Annotated in this window: 12 protein-coding genes; 3 read left to right on the forward strand and 9 right to left on the reverse strand. The window is 36.4% G+C overall.

All coding sequences use genetic code 11. The annotated features are described in order from the left end of the window. The first annotated feature begins 103 nt into the window (after positions 1 to 103). Both BCR21_RS01800 and BCR21_RS01805 read left to right on the forward strand, forming a co-directional pair. On the forward strand, positions 104 to 1,393 hold the full coding sequence (locus BCR21_RS01800; protein ID WP_069644808.1) for a BaiN/RdsA family NAD(P)/FAD-dependent oxidoreductase: 1,290 nt from the start codon (positions 104 to 106) through the stop codon (positions 1,391 to 1,393). A 191-nt stretch (positions 1,394 to 1,584) separates the two neighbouring features. Then, the gene (locus BCR21_RS01805; protein ID WP_069644809.1) at positions 1,585 to 2,013 is read left to right on the forward strand and encodes a hypothetical protein; all 429 of its coding nucleotides are present in this window, start codon (positions 1,585 to 1,587) and stop codon (positions 2,011 to 2,013) included. Positions 2,014 to 2,204: 191 nt separating this feature from the next. Here BCR21_RS01805 and BCR21_RS01810 read toward each other — a convergent pair whose 3' ends face one another. Further along, positions 2,205 to 3,599: a 6-phospho-beta-glucosidase gene (locus tag BCR21_RS01810; RefSeq protein WP_069644810.1), complete on the reverse strand. Its 1,395-nt coding sequence runs from the start codon at positions 3,597 to 3,599 to the stop codon at positions 2,205 to 2,207. Positions 3,600 to 3,763: 164 nt separating this feature from the next. On the opposite strand from BCR21_RS01810, the gene BCR21_RS01815 reads away from it, so the two are divergent. After that, positions 3,764 to 4,765 (forward strand): LacI family DNA-binding transcriptional regulator, encoded by a 1,002-nt coding sequence (locus BCR21_RS01815; RefSeq protein WP_069644811.1) that lies wholly within the window; start codon positions 3,764 to 3,766, stop codon positions 4,763 to 4,765. Positions 4,766 to 4,788: 23 nt separating this feature from the next. Here BCR21_RS01815 and BCR21_RS01820 read toward each other — a convergent pair whose 3' ends face one another. The 8 genes from BCR21_RS01820 to BCR21_RS01855 form a co-directional block, all read right to left on the reverse strand. Next, positions 4,789 to 6,057: an ABC transporter permease gene (locus tag BCR21_RS01820; protein WP_069644812.1), complete on the reverse strand. Its 1,269-nt coding sequence runs from the start codon at positions 6,055 to 6,057 to the stop codon at positions 4,789 to 4,791. Continuing rightward, the gene (locus BCR21_RS01825; protein WP_069644813.1) at positions 6,050 to 6,949 is read right to left on the reverse strand and encodes an ABC transporter ATP-binding protein; all 900 of its coding nucleotides are present in this window, start codon (positions 6,947 to 6,949) and stop codon (positions 6,050 to 6,052) included. The genes BCR21_RS01820 and BCR21_RS01825 overlap by 8 nt, the downstream gene beginning before the upstream one ends. Positions 6,950 to 7,296: 347 nt before the next feature. Beyond that, positions 7,297 to 9,096 carry an excinuclease ABC subunit UvrC gene (gene uvrC / locus BCR21_RS01830; RefSeq protein ID WP_069644814.1) on the reverse strand — a complete coding sequence of 600 codons (1,800 nt, stop codon included), beginning with the start codon at positions 9,094 to 9,096 and terminating at the stop codon, positions 7,297 to 7,299. A 101-nt stretch (positions 9,097 to 9,197) separates the two neighbouring features. Continuing rightward, on the reverse strand, positions 9,198 to 9,512 hold the full coding sequence (trxA, locus tag BCR21_RS01835) for a thioredoxin (protein WP_069644815.1): 315 nt from the start codon (positions 9,510 to 9,512) through the stop codon (positions 9,198 to 9,200). Between the two features lie 185 nt (positions 9,513 to 9,697). Next, complete coding sequence (locus BCR21_RS01840; protein ID WP_069644816.1) at positions 9,698 to 12,064, reverse strand: endonuclease MutS2; 2,367 nt, start codon at positions 12,062 to 12,064, stop codon at positions 9,698 to 9,700. Between the two features lie 41 nt (positions 12,065 to 12,105). Beyond that, positions 12,106 to 12,654, reverse strand: a complete 549-nt coding sequence (locus BCR21_RS01845; RefSeq protein ID WP_069644817.1) for a CvpA family protein — start codon at positions 12,652 to 12,654, stop codon at positions 12,106 to 12,108. Positions 12,655 to 12,671: 17 nt separating this feature from the next. Next, positions 12,672 to 13,115 (reverse strand): cell division protein ZapA, encoded by a 444-nt coding sequence (locus BCR21_RS01850; protein WP_069644818.1) that lies wholly within the window; start codon positions 13,113 to 13,115, stop codon positions 12,672 to 12,674. 271 nt (positions 13,116 to 13,386) lie between these two features. Next, positions 13,387 to 17,739 carry a PolC-type DNA polymerase III gene (locus BCR21_RS01855; protein ID WP_069644819.1) on the reverse strand — a complete coding sequence of 1,451 codons (4,353 nt, stop codon included), beginning with the start codon at positions 17,737 to 17,739 and terminating at the stop codon, positions 13,387 to 13,389. Positions 17,740 to 17,908 lie beyond the last annotated feature (169 nt).

Below are 17,908 nucleotides of genomic sequence, written 5' to 3' on the forward strand. Positions count from 1 at the left end.
CCTAAATTCTGAAAATTTCCACAATTTTTTACCATGAATTGCAAAAAAAGTAGAAAAAGTTTTGAAAATTGTGTTAAACTACCATTGAATTGGAGGAGAATTTATGAAATCATTCGACGTCATTGTTGTTGGCGCAGGTACTAGCGGCATGATGGCCGCTATCGCAGCAGCTAAAGCCGGTAGTAATACTTTATTAATAGAAAAAAACAAACGTGTAGGTAAAAAACTCTTACTAACTGGTGGTGGTCGCTGTAATGTAACGAACAATCGTCCAGCAGATGAAATTATTGCACATATCCCAGGGAATGGAAAGTTTTTATATAGCGCTTTTTCGCAATTTAACAATTACGATATTATGGAGTTCTTCGAATCAAACGGAACCCATTTAAAAGAGGAAGATCACGGCCGAATGTTTCCTGTTACTGATCGTTCAAAAACAATTGTTGAAACATTATTTAACCAATTAGAGCAACTTGGTGTAACAATCTATACAGAGGCAAAAGTTGAAAAAATCTTGCATAAAGACGATCAAGTCATCGGTGTTGCACTAGAACATGATAAAATTTATGCTCCTTGTGTCATTTTGACAACCGGTGGTCGGACCTATCCTTCTACTGGCTCAACTGGAGATGGTTATAAATTAGCTAAAAGATTAGGTCATACCATCAGTCCTTTGTACGCAACTGAATCTCCAATAATTTCTAACGACGATTTTATTAAAGAAAAAACGTTACAAGGTCTTTCACTTCAGGATGTTTCTCTTTCAGTTTTAAATAGTCAAGGAAAAATAATCGTGGAACATCAGATGGATCTTCTTTTTACTCATTTTGGTTTATCTGGTCCAGCTGCTTTAAGATGTTCAAGCTTTATTAATCAAGAATTAGTTAAAAATGGGCAAAATCCTGTTACTTTACAATTGGATATTTTTCCTCAAAAAACCGCATTGGAACTAAAAAACGAGATACAAAGAAAACTTTTAGATCAACCTGAAAAAACGCTGAAAAACTCTTTGAAAAATCTTGTTCCGGAACGGTTACTTGAATTCATCTTAAACAAAACTACTCTTTCTGAGCACCAATCAAAACAAGTTTCGGACCAACAAATTGATCAGCTCATCGATCAATTAAAGTCTTTTAAATTAACTGCTGAAAAAACATTGCCAATCGAAAAGTCTTTTGTGACAGGCGGTGGTATTTCATTAAAAGAAGTCCAACCAAAAACAATGGAGAGCAAATTGGTCAACGGTCTATTCTTTGCCGGGGAATTGCTTGATGTCAACGGCTATACTGGAGGCTATAACGTTACAGCAGCCTTTGTAACGGGACATGTTGCTGGAACACACGCTGCTAGTGTGGCAGAATATACTTATCTTCCACCATTAGATCAAGATTAAGAGGACTGTTTTGCTATATTAAAGAAGACTCTGCAATAAAATCAAGCGGAGCCTTCTTTAATTTCACCATTTTTCATCGTCTTTCTAAAAAAACTACGACTTTAGAAGGATAAAAAATCTATAATAAATCAGTCTTTTGTTTGATTCTTTAATCTTCTAATTATGTGAAAATATTATTAGGAGGTGTTATGATGAAAATCAATTTAAAAAGACAAACAACATGGGGATGCGTTCGTCATTTCATCATATATAAAAATGGTGTAAAACAGGGAAAATTATTTAATAATATTACAACTGAAATAGACGTAACTGTCGGTGATACGCTTGAATTTAGAGAAGGTCTTTTTCGTTTTTCTCAAAAAATAAAAATAACTTCACAAACCAAAGAAATCGTGATCTCAAATACGCATCAAATCAAACACCTATTTTCATTGTTTATTATTTTGTTCTTAGCAATTTCTTTACTTAGTCTTTCTATTGCTTCTTTAAAAATATTTTTATTTACTGAGATTTCTGCCTTTATCCTTTTAAATCATCTATTTCGTTATCGTTCTTATAATTTTGACATTGAACCTATAGATCCATTATTACATACTATTTCTGGGTTTGAGGTTCACTAAGTATAAGAGCCGTATAAATTCGCAATGAATTTATACGGCTCTTTCTCTTTTACATTATTTTACATACTCATGAGTGTTAGATTCCTTTTTTAGAAAAAGAAGGATCCAGAATATAACCAATCGAACGGACATTCAGTTTTAGTTTTATGGGGCCGGTTCATTATTTGGTCATGTTCTCTTATCCATACCTTTTAATTGCTTTTCATTAACTCCGTAACATAAGCTACTGTATCAGGTTGTTCTGTCTCAATCTTAGTAATAGCTTCAGAAAAGTTTGGTAGATGGTCTTTATGGGCAATCAATAGCTCATCCAATAAGGTTTTAGCCATTACTCCTCCTGGAACTAATGGATTGATTGTGAACGCATGTAACGCCGCGCCATAATCCCCATCAATAGCAGCACGAATAACCGTCTCTTCCATTCCTTTCATCACTTGAATGATTCCACGAGCAGCTGGTGGGAATGCGCCCCAATTGTAAGGTTCATGTCCATGTGCAGTTACAGGACCTGAAACTTCAACAACACAATCATATGGTAAATCAGTGATGGTTCCGTTATTTTCCGTTGAGACAACCATGTCTGTACGTTTATCATTATGAATTGAGGCAATCAATTCACATGCTGCATCACTGTAGTGCGTGCCGCCACGTTGTTCTAGTTCTTTTGGTTTGTAGTCTAAGTTTGGATCCTTGTAAAGTTCAAATAGACGAGCTTCAGTTTCTTTTACCACTTGGGCTCTTGTTTCACCTTTTTCAAACTCTTCAATCGAATGTTTTAGCATTTCATCTTCGATATAATAATAGCGATGATAGCCACATGGCAACATGCCTAGATCTTTAATTTGCTCATAATGGAATGGTGCGTTATGGATATTTTTCAAATGACTTTCAGAATCTTCTTGTGGTCCATAAATCAAGTCAATCAATTCTTGTGTCCGCTCATTCCCTTGTTTATCCCAAACACGGTGCCAATGGAAGTGATTGATTCCAGCAAATTTGAAGAATAAATCATCTTCAGGAATTCCTAGTTTTTCAGCTGCTTGTTTTCTGTGACCGATCGGTACATTACATAAACCAGCTGTTTTCTTCCATCCACCATGCTTGATTGCAGCCTCTGTCACCATTCCAGCAGGATTAGTAAAGTTAACAAGCCACGCATCGGGACATAGTTCTTTCATGTCCTCAATGATTCCAAGAATCACCGGAATCGTACGGAATGCTTTAAACATCCCTCCGGCTCCATTTGTTTCTTGCCCTAAAACACCATGTGATAACGGAATGCGCTCATCTTTGATACGTGCATCAAGAAGCCCTACACGAAATTGTGTTGAGACAAAGTCAGCGTCTTTTAATGCCGCACGACGATCTAATGTTAAATGTACTTCCCAATCTAGTCCAGCTGCTTTGACCATGCGTTTTGCCATTGCCCCAACAGTTTCCAATTTTTCTTTGCCTGCTTCAATATCAACTAACCAAATTTCTTTGATTGGTAGTTCATCTTTTCTTTTAATATATCCCTCGATCAATTCTGGTGTATAACTTGAGCCTCCACCAATTGTTGCGATTTTCAATGCTTCTCTTGTCATGTGTTTCCCTCCTGATTTTTTGTTCAGAATATGTTCTGACATCGTTTACATTGTAATCATAATGTGTGGGAATGTTCCCATGTCAAGGTCTTTTTTTAATTATTTTATGTTATACTTAAAAAGTGAAGTTCTCTTTCTATCCATTCAATTAGTGAGGTGTTGTAATGACAACGATTATTGATGTAGCAAAAAAAGCACAAGTCTCAAAATCAACTGTTTCTAGAGTCATTTCCGGAAATGGTTATGTTAGTCAGGAAAGTCGAAAAAAAGTATTAGAAGCAATGGAAGCGTTATCGTACTCTCCTAATTTGATCGCTCGTAATCTCCAAAGTGGTGAAACCAAAACGATTGGATTTCTTGCACAAGGTTTTATCGATCCGTTAGGTATTTTTCTGGAAAGTTTTATTTCTATTGCGAAATCTTATAATTATTATGTAACTCTTTATTTTACTGATGGAGATAAAAAGAAAGAAATCGATGCCTTAAATCAAATGAAGTATAAGCAGCTAGATGGTGTTTTTATTTTGACCCGAGCCAATAAATGGGAAATAATCGAACCTTATAGTCTCTATGGTCCGATCGCGACCTGGCATCGTATTGATTCTGAACGAATCTACTCTTCTTATATTGATCATTATTCAGGTTATTTACGCTCATTAGATTATCTTTTTCAACGTGGCTATCGTTCGATTGGACATGTTTTGGGCCATTCTGAAAATCTGAATACGAAAGCACGTTTAAGAGCAATTGATGATTTCCATAACGAAAAAAACATCTCAAGCAAAGATGAATGGATTTTCCGTGATGAAAATAGAATTGACAATGGGCGTCGTATTGCACAATTATGGCATAAAATGACAAATAAAACGGATGCAATGGCGTTTTATACTGATTCAGTTGCCGCAGGTTTTATATCGGAGCTTCAAACTTTAGGTTACTCTATTCCAGAGGATGTAGCGGTTATTGGCTTTGATAATAGTGAAATCAGTCGATTGATGCACATTACGACTGTGGACTATTCGATCAAACTACAAGCAGAAAATTCCTTTATTTATATTCATAACCAGCTCAATAAAGAAACCATTCCAGAACAAGAAATGAGTGTTCGCTTGATTGAAAGAATGACTGTTCCTTTGAGAGAACAAAAAAAGAGTACTGAAGATTAAACCCTTCAGTACTTTTTTCTTGCTTATTTAGCTACTTTTTTACGTTCATTTTTTAATATTGAGATCGATTGTTTCAATGATTTAAATACGCCGCCCTCACTATAAACTAATACATTAGATTTGTAAAGTTTCGCTGAAAACATTGTTAATAATACGCCGAAAACAACAAGAATCAAAACAGAAATCATAGCACCTGCCGTAGTTACCGTTTCACTTGCTAAACGAATTGGCATGATGAAGGATGAAATCAATGGAATATAAGAAGATACTTTAATCACAATATTTTGTGGATCTGTTGTTCCTAATGAAATTCCGATAAAATAGCCAATCATTGCGATATAGATAATCGGTTGAACAGCTTTTGCCGTATCCTCTGGTTTTGATACCAACGATCCGCATAATGCTGCTAATACTGAATAGACCAACACACCTAGAACAAAGAATGCTAACGTGAAAAATAGGAAACTACCAAAAATATTAGTAGAAGAAAGTCCTTCTACGAAACCTTTCACAATGTCCATGTCTTTTAATTGTGTATAACCGATTCCAATTGCTGCAGCATAGATCACGATTTGAGTCAGTGCAACCATAATGACTCCAGTTAATTTTCCGTAAAAATGGGTTTGAGCTTTGGTACTGGATAAAATAACTTCCATGATCCGTGTTCCTTTTTCAGAAGCGATTTCTTGTGCAATAATCGATGCGTACGTGATGATAATTACCCAAAGAATGATGGTTATCACAAATGACATCGCTGACTGGATTGCTGTATTATCTTGACCCGTCGTCATTTTTCCATTGTCATCAAAGCTAACTTTAGTCTTTTCAAAATTTGCTGGTTGGCTTAAACTTGTTAATTGTTCTGTGGTTAAATTTAATTTACTTGCATTCAATGATGATTGAAGCCCGTTAAGCATTTGGCCCATCATTAATTCTGTCGTAGTGCCTAAAGAAGATTCTGCATATAACTTCCCTTGAATTTGTTCTGTTTTAGTTTCTAAAACGAGAAAAGCATCCAGGTCATTTACTTGCAATTGTTTTTCAGCATCTTTTTGTGACTTGATCACTTTAAACGTATAGTCATCTGTTTTTGCTTGAGCTAATTGTTCTGCCAATGCTTGATTATCTGAAACAAGCCCAACTTTTGTCTCCTCAGAAAAACCGCCTGCCAGCGAACCTGCGATGTAAATGATTCCCATAACAATAAATGGTACAAGGATCATAATAACAAAGGAAGCTGACTTAACATTCTTTTTATAGACATCACTTGCTATAATCCAAAATTTACTCATTTGGTTCACCTGCTTTCATCTTAAATATTTCTTCTAAGGTCGGCGGTTGCTGATTGAACATCGGAATATAGCCAAATTGTGTAGCGCGTGCAAAGATTTCTTGCCCTGCTTTTGGATCATTCAAAGTTACTTCAACGACACCGTCCCCACGTTTAATTGCTGATTTTACCCCATCGATTGCTAAGACGTCCTCAGGATTTAAGGGTGATTCTAAAAACACTTTTGTACGTCCGAAACTCTCACGGATTTCGTGAACTTTACCATTAAGGACCATCTTACCACTTCTTAACATTACAAGATGATCACAGATTTTTTCGACATTATCCATATTATGACTAGAGAAAATTACACAAGATCCTTTTTCTTTCAATGCGATGATTCCATCTTTTAAAAGCTCGGCATTAACAGGGTCTAATCCACTAAACGGTTCATCTAAAATCACCAATTTTGGTTCATGGATCAGTGTTGCAATCAGTTGAACTTTTTGTTGATTTCCTTTTGAAAGTGATTTTACTTTATCTGTTTTTTTCCCTTTGACTTTGAATTTTTCCATCCATTCGTCAATTTTAGGTTCGATATCTTTTTTAGTTTTTCCTCTTAATTCAGCAAAATAAATCAATTGCTCTTGAATGGACACTTTTGGATATAAGCCGCGTTCTTCTGGCAAATAACCAATATCGTTATAGTCCTTCCCGCTTAACTGATGCCCATTCCAAAGTACGACTCCGCTATCTTGAGTTAAAAAATCCAAAATCAAGCGGAAAGTCGTGGTCTTGCCAGCACCGTTTTGACCGATCAGGCCAAGTATTTTCCCGTCGGGGATTTCAAAAGACATGTTGTCTACGGCTGTATAATCCCCAAATGTTTTAACCAAATTCTTTACTTCTAACATTTTCCATCCTCCTATTTTTAAATTAAAATCAACTCTTTAATAAAAAAGTAAATTATTCATCTCGTTAATCAACTTACTCAGTATCAGTAATTTTAAAAATATTTCTTTTCAATTATCATTCAAAGTAAATTTCCCAAAAATCACTAAATATTCAGACAACTTCACTAACAAAATAAACTTTTTACGCTACACTAACAAGCGATTTCTATATAGCTTATATGATATCGTATCGTGAGTTAAAAGCTCTGTCAAACTATTTCTTGTCGCTTAAAGCTACTTCAAACTATCAAAAGCAGAAAAACTAGTCTCATTAAATAACATTTGTTTTTCTGCTTAACAATAAACTATTAAGGTTTTTGTTCTAAACCCGGTTCTTCTTGATGTAAATGATCATATACATTTTTTGCAACATTTTTCGGCAAGCCAGATGCATTCAGCTCTTCAACTGACGCTGCTGTTATATTTTTTAATGACTTAAATTGCTTCAATAACTCTTTTTTTCGTTTTGGCCCTAATCCCTCTATATCATCTAAACGGGAAGCAAAGCTATTCTTGCTTCTTAATTGCCTATGGAAAGTAATTGCAAAACGATGAACCTCATCTTGAATACGCTGTAATAAAAAGAACTCTTGGGAATTTCTTTCTAAAGGCACAATAGCCAAATTAGGACCAAAAAGAAGTTCACTTGTCTTATGCTTATCATTTTTAGCTAATCCTGCGATCGGAATATCTAAACCTAATTGATTGTCCAAGACTTCTTTAGCAGCATCAATCTGACCTTTCCCTCCATCGATCACGATCAAATCTGGAAATGGTAAGTTTTCCTTTAGAACACGTGAATAGCGACGATAGATTACTTCACGCATCGATGCATAATCATCTGGACCTTTAACTGTCTTTATTTTATATTTACGGTATTCCTTTTTATCAGGTCGTCCATCTATAAAAACGACCATCGCAGAAACTGGGTCTGTCCCCATGATATTCGAGTTATCAAATGCTTCGATTCTTATAGGTGTCGGTATATTCATGGCATTACCTAGCTTTTCAACAGCGCCAATTGTTCGCTCTTGTTTCCGCACGATTAGGTCGAATTTTTCCTGCAAAGCGACGGTAGCATTTTTGCCAGCTAACTTAACTAATTTCTTTTTTTCTCCTCGTTGAGGTTGTAGCACTTTCGTTGAAAGCATCGCTTCTACACTCGCAATATCGATATTATCTGGAATCAAGACTTCTCTTGGAATGAAGTGTTCGTTTTCTTGGTAGAATTGCCCGATAAAGGTTAAGAAATCCTCTTCTTCTTCATTGTAAAAAGGGAAAATTGAAACATCTCTTTCAATCAACTTACCTTGACGGATAAAGAATACCTGAACACACATCCAGCCCTTATCAACTGCATAACCGAAAACATCACGATCAACTAAATCTGCATTTGTCATTTTTTGGCGTGTCATAACAGTTTCGATGGCTTTGATTTGATCGCGGTATTCTGCTGCCTTTTCAAATTCCATATTTTCTGCGGCTTCATTCATTTTTCTTTGTATTTCTTCTTGAATAACCGGATGTCCGCCATTTAAAAAGCTTTTGATTTCTGCAACCATTTTTGTATAAGTTGTTTTTGGAATATCAAAAACGCACGGCGCTAAACATTGACCCATATGATAATACAGGCAAACTTCTTTAGGTAGCACTCGACATTTTCTTAAAGGAAACAGGCGATCTAGCAATCGTTTTGTTTCATTTGCCGCCCCAACATCTGGGTACGGTCCGAAATATAGCGCTTTGTCTTTTGAAACTTTTCTTGTGATCAACAATCGTGGGTAATCTTCATTTGTGATCTTGATAAAAGGATAACTTTTATCATCTTTCAACATGATATTATACTTAGGATCATTTTTATGAATCAAATTGATTTCGAGAAGTAATGCTTCGATGTTTGATTCAGTTACTATATATTCAAAATCTTCTATCTCACTGACAAGCCGTTCTGTTTTCGTATCATGGCTGCCGCTAAAATAAGAGCGTACACGGTTTTTTAACACTTTTGCTTTACCAACATAAATGATTGTTCCGTTTTTGTCTTTCATCAAGTAACAACCTGGTTGGTCAGGAAGCAATGCTAATTTATTTTTGATTCTATCGTTCATAATACTTCCTTTCTTATTTCTTGATACATTATATTATAGCATTTTCTACAAGCTTAGGCATAAAAAATAGGATGAAGAAACTCTCCATCCTAAGATTATGTCTACAGATATTTGTCGATCATTGCACGTAGCTGTTCTTTTGAATGAACACCCACTGCTTTTTCTACAACTTCTCCGTCTTTTTTCAATAATAATGTTGGAATACTCATGATTCCAAATGAAGCTGGCGTTTCTGGATTTTCGTCTACATCCATCTTCGTAATTTTTACTTCACTCTCATCATATTCTTCACTTAATTGTTCTAAAATCGGTGATTGCATGCGACAAGGGCCACACCATGTTGCCCAAAAATCGATCAAAACAAGACCGCTATCTGTTTCAGTTGAAAATTCTTTGTCTGTAATTACTTGTGTCATAGTATAGACCTCCTACTTATTAAAGCTAAACAGGCTCGCCAAACCTTGACAGAAAAATCGAAACAATTAATTAAGATCCCATTTTCCCGGAAGCTTAGCCTGTGAAGCTAGATAATGATTTATAAAGTCATTATATCACTCGTTTGTTCATTCGACTAGTTTTCTGCTTACTAAAGGTAAGCGTCCTATTTAAATTTTACAATCGTCGCTCCATTACCACCTTGGTTGCCTGGAGCAAACTCAAAACTACTCACACTACGATGATTTTTCAGATAATCCGTAATACCTGTACGTAAAGCGCCTGTTCCCTTGCCATGCACGATCGTCACTTGAGGATAGCCTGCTAAAATCGCTGCATCTAGATATTGATCTACTTCAGCTAACGCTTCTTCATATCGCTTCCCACGTAAATCTAGTTGGTTTGCTACATGACTACTCTCACTTGAGCGAATAGCCGTTACTCTTTGCTTTGGTTCCTTTTCAGGTGCAACAGGAGTCATGTCACTTTCATCAACAGTCATCTTTAAAATCCCCAATTGAACTTGCCATTCATTATCGCTGGATTTACGGATCAACGTTCCTCGTTGGCCAAAAGTATTGACGATCACTTCATCACCTGATTTTAGTTTCTTCTGTTCTTTGGCTTTTTTCAGAACTTTATTTTTTTCCAGTTTCGCTTCTTCATGGTGAAGTTTTGAAAGTTGTGATTTTGCATCGATCAATTGGTGTTCTTTGATGCCACCTTGATTCCCACTGCTTAACTGCATTTTACGAATATCTGAAATAATACCTGCAGCCTCTTCCTCAGCTTGTGATACGAGTTCGTTTGCTTTTTGGCGAGCTTTAGCCATTTCCTTCTCTCGCTCATCAAAAAAGTAGCCATAAGCTTCTTTTAATTCATGATGTAATCGCTCAGCTTCATCTACATAATGTCGAACTTCTAAATATTCAGTTTCTGCCATTTTACGTCGATTTTCCAAATCAGCAATCATTTCATTTAAATCTTGGCTTTCACCATCCATAATGTGTTTTGCTTCATCAATGATCGTTGTATCCAGACCAAGACGTTTTGAAATTTCAAACGCATTACTACGCCCTGGAACACCAATCAATAAACGATAAGTTGGACTCAACGTATCCACATCAAATTCCATACTAGCATTAATAGTGCCTGCGCGATTATAACCATATACTTTTAACTCAGGATAATGGGTTGTTGCCATCACATAAGCACTTTTGCTGCCTAATGCATCTAAGATCGAAATCGCTAGTGCGGCTCCTTCTTGAGGATCAGTCCCTGCACCTAACTCATCAAATAATACTAGACTATGACTATCCACTTTTTTTAGCACATCAACGATATTCGTCATATGAGAAGAAAACGTACTTAAACTTTGCTCGATGGATTGTTCATCACCAATATCAGCAAAAACTTCGTCAAAAATGCCCATCCGGCTTTCTTCGCCAGCTGGAATCGGTAAACCAGATTGTCCCATCAATTGAAGTAAGCCTAATGTTTTCAATGTAATCGTCTTACCACCAGTATTTGGTCCTGTGATCACAAGAGCCTGATAATCTTTTCCGATCGTGATGTCATTGGGAACAGCCTTATCTTGATCCAGTAACGGATGTCTCGCTTGTTTGAAGTAAATATGATTCTCTTCACTGATTTGTGGAACTACAGCTTTCAGTTCTTTACCGAAACGAGCTTTAGCATTTACAAAGTCCAATTTCCCAATAACATAGGCATTGTGCATAATATCATTTCGATGGGGAACTAATTCAGCTGATAACTCTGATAAAATCCGTTCGATTTCATTACGCTCAGCGATTTGATGTTGGCGTAAACGATTATTCAGATCAACGATTTGCTTTGGTTCCACAAATAACGTTTGACCTGAGGCACTTTGATCGTGGACGACGCCACCAAAAACACTTTTATATTCTTGTTTAACTGGAATTACATAGCGTTCATTTCTCATCGTTACAATTGCATCGCTTAAATATTTGGCGTTTTTTCCTCTGACGATGCCATCTAATTGTTCACGAATCGTTTGTTCACTTCTACGAATATTATTTCGAATGATTTTTAACTCTGGAGAAGCTTCATCAGTCACTCGGCCGTCTTCGTCGATCGACTCTTTCAATCTACGACTCAGTTCAGGTAAAACGATCAGTTGCTCGATCCAAGCGTAAAGTCTTAGTAATTCAATTTCACTGTCTTGTAAATCATTAAAAAAACGTATAACTTCAGAAGTTGTAGACAAGACCCGTCCAATATGTGCTAATTCGACACCATTTAAATCGGCTCCAATTTCGATTCGTTTCATGTGGGGCCGAATATTCTCTAACTTAGGAATCGGTACTCCACCACGTAAGCGCTGGATTTTCAAACCATCTTCAGTCTCTTTTAGCCAAGCTTGAATACTAGTTGCCTCATTTATAGGAACTAAGTGTTCGATTTCTTCCAAGCCTTGTGCTGTTACAACGTACTGAGAAATTAGTTGTTTGACCTTATCAAACCCTAATGTTTTTAAAATTCGTGTATTCATTTTTTCACCTTCTGTTCTTGTAATACTTGCATTGCTTTATCCTATTTAATCATCTGTTCGATCCACAAATTATAGATTTGCTTAGAAAAAATTGGTGTATCTTTTATAATATATCGTGCTAATCCACTGTTTTTAAATTGATTTTGGACTGAATCAACTGGCAACATCGACACTGTACTTAAAACTAAAAAAACTCCGATATAAACAACGATTAAACTTATTAGTCCGCCAGCTAGCCAATTCGCTTGTTTTAATACTGGTACAAAGACCAATCCATGAGCAAAGATAGCTAAAAATCGCACAACTAACCAACCTACTGCTAAAATAAGTAAAAACGCTACAGCGCCGTAAAAAGCTTGATCTAAATCAAGCGTAAGCTCTTGTTTGAAAAAGACCAATTTAGTATCAGCTGTCGGTGAAGGATATGGGATGAACAATTCCAGATGAGAGGCTAAACTCTTATAATACGTTCTAGCTATAAAATAAGAACAAAGATAGCCAAATGTATATAAAACTTGTAGAATCAGTCCGCGTCTAGCGCCTGTATAAAATCCAATGGCAAAAAGTAATAAAATAAGTAGTGTTAACATCCTGTCATCCTCTCAGATTATTGGTCTTGAGTGCTTTTACTTTGAATCTGTTGCTTTCGGTTTTCATTTAAGATTTGCTGAGCTTCCATATGATTATGTATTTCTACATCTTCCTGTCCGTTCTTTTTCAAAACACCTCTAGCTTCTTCTTCGATTGCTTCGATGCGCTTGATCCGGTTTTCCAGTTCTGCTAATCTAATTGTCCGTTTTTTTAATTCAGCTACTTCTTGTTCTAAGTTAAGCACTTTTTCTTGTTTTTTCAATTGATCAGAAATGGCATTGATAGCCAATAATACTGATGCTTGTTCATCGTTTGTTTGTGGTGAAATATGTTTGATTTCAGCTAATTGTTCATTTACTAGTTTCGTTACTAAATCCATATGTTGTTTGCTTTCTTGTCCGATGATTGTATACGTACGATCGGCAATCACAGCTTTATATCTTGTTTTTTCTTTGACCATGATAGTGTTCCCTCCTGTAGTGATCCATTACATGCTATTGTACCATGAAAGTTATCATTGTGTGTTCTCAAATAAACCCTTTCTTATTATATGCTACTAAATAGAAAAGTTAAAGGTTTAGTGATATTATTACAACTTTTATTAGACTTTTACCTTAAATTTTTTTCTTGTCTCAAACCGGAAACATTTGTATGTCTGTTCAAACAAAATTATAATAGCATTGACTAAACAAATAGAATACATAGACTTTACTCTATGCATTCCATTTGTTTTATAACATATCAAACAATGATAATTGATTTTCATCTGGCAAATCTTTCAACACGCCATTTTCAGTCATATATTCAATCAATGTTTTTGATACTTTCCCTCGACTCGCAAGATCTTCCTTAGATAAGAATGGTTCCTCTCTTGCTTCTACAATTGATTTCGCTACGTTAAGTCCCAAACTAGGCACCGCTCTAAATGGTGCAATCAACGTATCTCCGTCGATCACAAAATTCTCGGCATCTGATTTATATAAATCGATCATACCGAATTTAAAGCCGCGTTCAATCATTTCGTTGGCAAGTTCTAAAACCGTTAATAGATTTTTTTCTTTTGTAGAGGCTTCCAGCCCTTTATCTTGAATCTCTTTCATTCGGGCTTTCACAGCTTCTTTCCCTTGTGACATTGCAACTAAATCAAAATCGTCTGCCCGAACAGAAAAATAGGCACAATAGTATAAAATCGGGAAATATACTTTAAAGTAAGCAACACGCAACGCCATCAAAACGTAGGCTGCAGCATGGGCTTTCGGGAACATATATTTGATTTTCGAACAAGAATCGATATACCAATCTGGTACATTATTTTCCTTCATTGCCGTCAAATATTCTTCTCTTAATTCATCAGGAATTTTATTCCAAAGTCCTTTACGTACCGTCTCCATGATCTTAAAGGCCATACCACTATCTAAACCTGCATGAATCAGATAAACCATGATATCATCCCGACAACCAATAACTTCAGCTAGCGTCGCTTCTCCTCGGCGAATCAATTCTTCAGCATTGCCTAACCAAACATCGGTACCATGAGACAATCCAGATATTTGCAGTAACTCAGCAAAAGTTGAAGGATGTGTCTCTTCCAACATGCCTCGTACGAAACGAGTCCCAAACTCTGGGATTCCCAAAGTACCCGTTTTAGAATAAATTTGCTCAGGTGTCACGCCAAGGACTTCTGGCCCAGCGAAAATTCGCATCATTTCAGGATCATCTGTCGGAATTGTTTTAGGATCGATTCCTGACAAATCTTGCAGCATCCGAATAACAGTAGGATCATCATGTCCAAGAATATCGAGTTTCAAAATATTATCATGGATCGAGTGAAAATCAAAGTGAGTTGTTTTCCATTCAGAATTTTGGTCATCCGCCGGATATTGGATTGGCGTAAAATCATAAACATCCATATAATCCGGGATAACAATAATACCCCCTGGATGCTGTCCAGTCGTTCGTTTAACACCAGTAGAACCTTTCGCTAAGCGATCGACTTCTGCTCCTCTAAAATGAAGATTATGGTCTCGCTCGTAGCCTTTCACAAATCCATAAGCGGTCTTATCTGCAACTGTACCAATTGTTCCCGCACGATACACATATTCCTCACCAAACAAAACTTTTGTATAGTTGTGCGCCTCAGCTTGATAATCTCCTGAGAAGTTCAAATCGATATCGGGTACTTTATCCCCATGGAATCCTAAAAAGGTTTCAAACGGTATATCATGACCATCTTTAAACAATCGTTGACCACAGTTTGGACAATTTTTCTCTGGCATATCAAAACCAGAACCATACGATCCGTCTTCAAAAAACTCAGAGTGTTTACAGTTGACACAATGATAATGCGGCGCCAAAGGATTGACCTCTGTAATCCCTGTCATCGTCGCTACAAAACTTGACCCCACAGATCCACGGGATCCAACTAGATAGCCATCTTCCATACTTTTATGCACTAATTTTTGTGAAATCAAATAGATAACCGAAAACCCATTTCCGATAATACTATCCAATTCTTTTTTCAATCGTTTTTCAACAATATCAGGCAACGGATCACCATAAAGCTCTTTTGCCCGCGTATAACTTAAATTTCTGATTTCATCTTCCGAACCTGGAATTTTTGGTGTATATAAATCATCTTTAACGGGGGTGATTTCATCACACATATCAGCTACAGCATTAGGATTTTCTACAACAATTCGATGTGCAGTTTCTTCGCCTAAAAATTGAAATGCTGTGAGCATTTCATCTGTTGTTCTAAAATGAACAGCAGGTAAACTATGTCGATTCAATGGATTAGCCCCACCCATGGAACCTACTAATATTTTACGATAAATACTATCTTCTTCATTTAGATAATGAACATTTCCAGTTGCAACAACTGGCTTCTCTAATTCATCTCCAATTTTCACCAAATTCGTAATGATCTCTTCTAAATCGGCTTCACTTTTTACTAATTCTTGTTCTAGCAATGGCGCATAGACAGCTTTGGGCATGACTTCGATATAATCATAGAATTTTGCTCGATTTTTAGCTTCTTCTACCCCTTTTTGCATCATAGCTTCAAATATTTCACCATTGGAACAAGCAGAACCAATGATCAAACCTTCCCGTAATTTACTCAACTGAGAGCGAGGAATACGTGGAATTCTGAAAAAATAATTGATATTGGACATCGAAATCAGCTTAAAGAGATTTTTCAAGCCAGATTGAGTCGTTGCCAAAATCGTTGCATGAAACGGTCTGGCACGTTTATAAGAATCGCCTTCTCCAATATGCATATTTAATTCGTCATGATAATTCATATTATGATTTTCTTTGGCATCTTTCAAAAAGATCCAGCATAAATGTCCTGTTGATTCAGAATCGTAGATTGCTCGGTGATGTTGTTCTAAGTTAACGCCAAACTTCTTGGATAATGTGTTTAGACGGTGACTCTTGAATGTAGGATTTAAATAACGAGACAGCTCAAGCGTATCGATAACGGGATTTTCCGCTTCTGGGATATCATATTTTCCGTAACTCGTATTTAAGAAGCCCATATCAAAGGATGCATTGTGGGCAACAAGGATCGTATCTTTTGAAAATTCTCTAAATAAACGAAGCACTTCTTCCTCTGATTTAGAGCCTCGGACCATCTCATCCGTAATCCCAGTTAAATTAATAGTTGTTTGAGATAATGGATGACCTGGATCGATAAATTGTTCAAATGTATCGATAATATTTCCTTTATGCATTTTAACAGCAGCGAGCTCAATGATCGTATCATAAACAGCTGACAATCCAGTTGTTTCCACGTCAAATACAACATAAGTTGCTTCACTTAATTCTATGTGTGCTTCGTTATACGCAATCGGAACACCATCATCTACGACATTAGCTTCAACACCATATAAAATTTTAACGCCAGCTTTTTTTCCAGCACTATGAGCATCTGGAAATCCTTGCGCTCCACCATGATCGGTGATTGCAATCGCCTTGTGTCCCCATTTACCCGCTTGAGCGACATAATCAGCAACGTTGTTTGTTGCATCCATTGTACTCATATTGCTGTGTAAATGAAGCTCGACACGTTTATCTCCTTCTGGTGCATAGTCTTTGCGCGGCGCATGTTTGACTTCCATCAAATCTTGACAGTTCATAACTAGATCTCGCATAAAAGTATCTTCTTGAATGCTTCCACGAACCCGCACCCAACTATGTTTTTGAATCGCATCAAAGATTTGTTCATCTTTTTCACCATTTGAGAATTTTTTAACGATAAATGATGAGGTATAATCAGTAATCTTTAAAATCAAGATTTTCCGTTTAGAACGTAATTCCCGCACTTCTACATCAAAAACAAAGCCTTCGATCGTTACCCGACGTTCTTCTTCTAGAATATTGTCCATCGGCATGATCGGTTCATCATTTGGTATATTTCGACCAAGACGAATCGGTCCTTCAAGTGCTGGACCTTGTTGCTGCTGTTGTTTCTTCTTTTGTTCATGCTTAATAAGCGATTCGGCTGCTTGTTGTTGGAATGCAGCATCTTGCTCTTGCTTGCGCTCTTCAAATAATGCCAGCACACGTTTAGCTTGCTGCTCATCCATTTTAGGTTCGATATGAAACTTTTGAAAACCATAGTTGAAATAAAGCTCTTCAATGATTGGTAAATATTGTTGTTTTAAATAAGGAATAACAGCGTCATTATCAACGGGTAAAATAATTTTTTTATCTTCAATGACTGGAGTTTGTGTTTTGATCACTCGCTGAACTAGAGGCGTATCACATTGGCTATTCAATAATGCTAATTGCCAATAATCCGTCAATTGTTCTTCTGTAAATTCATTTTTATCCGCTGAAATTTTTACAGATACTCCTGCAATTTGCTGAAAAGCAAGTTCTAATTGCTGCATAAACGATTGATACAGCATTACCGGTAATATTTCAGTGAAGCCTAAATGGAATTCCCATAAGCGGCTTTGTTGATGAACGACAACTTTGTCAATTCTCCCTTGTTGAATGAGTGGATGCTGTCGCTCTTGTTCATTTAATTGAATTTGATCAACCAACTTTGCAAATAACTCTTGTGCCTTGTCTGCCACTGATGAACCTCCTTTTAATAAAAGCGGAATGCGCTCTTCCAGTTCTAACTGGACTGTAAATAAGATAAAGGTCTTTTTATTCCCAATTTTTACTCTTTTTCAAAATATAGCAAAAAAACTTACTCTATTTAAAACTCTCAGCTCTTAGCTGGATAACTTGATAAGAAAG

Source organism: Enterococcus ureasiticus (assembly GCF_001730285.1).
Lineage (GTDB): Bacteria > Bacillota > Bacilli > Lactobacillales > Enterococcaceae > Enterococcus_L > Enterococcus_L ureasiticus.

Bases quoted from the DNA above. Each gene is read 5' to 3' on its own strand.
- BCR21_RS01800 (WP_069644808.1), top strand. From the start codon at position 104: ATGAAATCATTCGACGTCATTGTTGTTGGCGCAGGTACTAGCGGCATG.
- uvrC (WP_069644814.1), bottom strand. From the start codon at position 9,096: ATGAACGATAGAATCAAAAATAAATTAGCATTGCTTCCTGACCAACCA.
- BCR21_RS01845 (WP_069644817.1), bottom strand. From the start codon at position 12,654: ATGTTAACACTACTTATTTTATTACTTTTTGCCATTGGATTTTATACA.
- BCR21_RS01825 (WP_069644813.1), bottom strand. From the start codon at position 6,949: ATGTTAGAAGTAAAGAATTTGGTTAAAACATTTGGGGATTATACAGCC.
- BCR21_RS01810 (WP_069644810.1), bottom strand. From the start codon at position 3,599: ATGACAAGAGAAGCATTGAAAATCGCAACAATTGGTGGAGGCTCAAGT.
- trxA (WP_069644815.1), bottom strand. From the start codon at position 9,512: ATGACACAAGTAATTACAGACAAAGAATTTTCAACTGAAACAGATAGC.
- BCR21_RS01840 (WP_069644816.1), bottom strand. From the start codon at position 12,064: ATGAATACACGAATTTTAAAAACATTAGGGTTTGATAAGGTCAAACAA.
- BCR21_RS01815 (WP_069644811.1), top strand. From the start codon at position 3,764: ATGACAACGATTATTGATGTAGCAAAAAAAGCACAAGTCTCAAAATCA.
- BCR21_RS01850 (WP_069644818.1), bottom strand. From the start codon at position 13,115: ATGGTCAAAGAAAAAACAAGATATAAAGCTGTGATTGCCGATCGTACG.
- BCR21_RS01820 (WP_069644812.1), bottom strand. From the start codon at position 6,057: ATGAGTAAATTTTGGATTATAGCAAGTGATGTCTATAAAAAGAATGTT.
- BCR21_RS01805 (WP_069644809.1), top strand. From the start codon at position 1,585: ATGAAAATCAATTTAAAAAGACAAACAACATGGGGATGCGTTCGTCAT.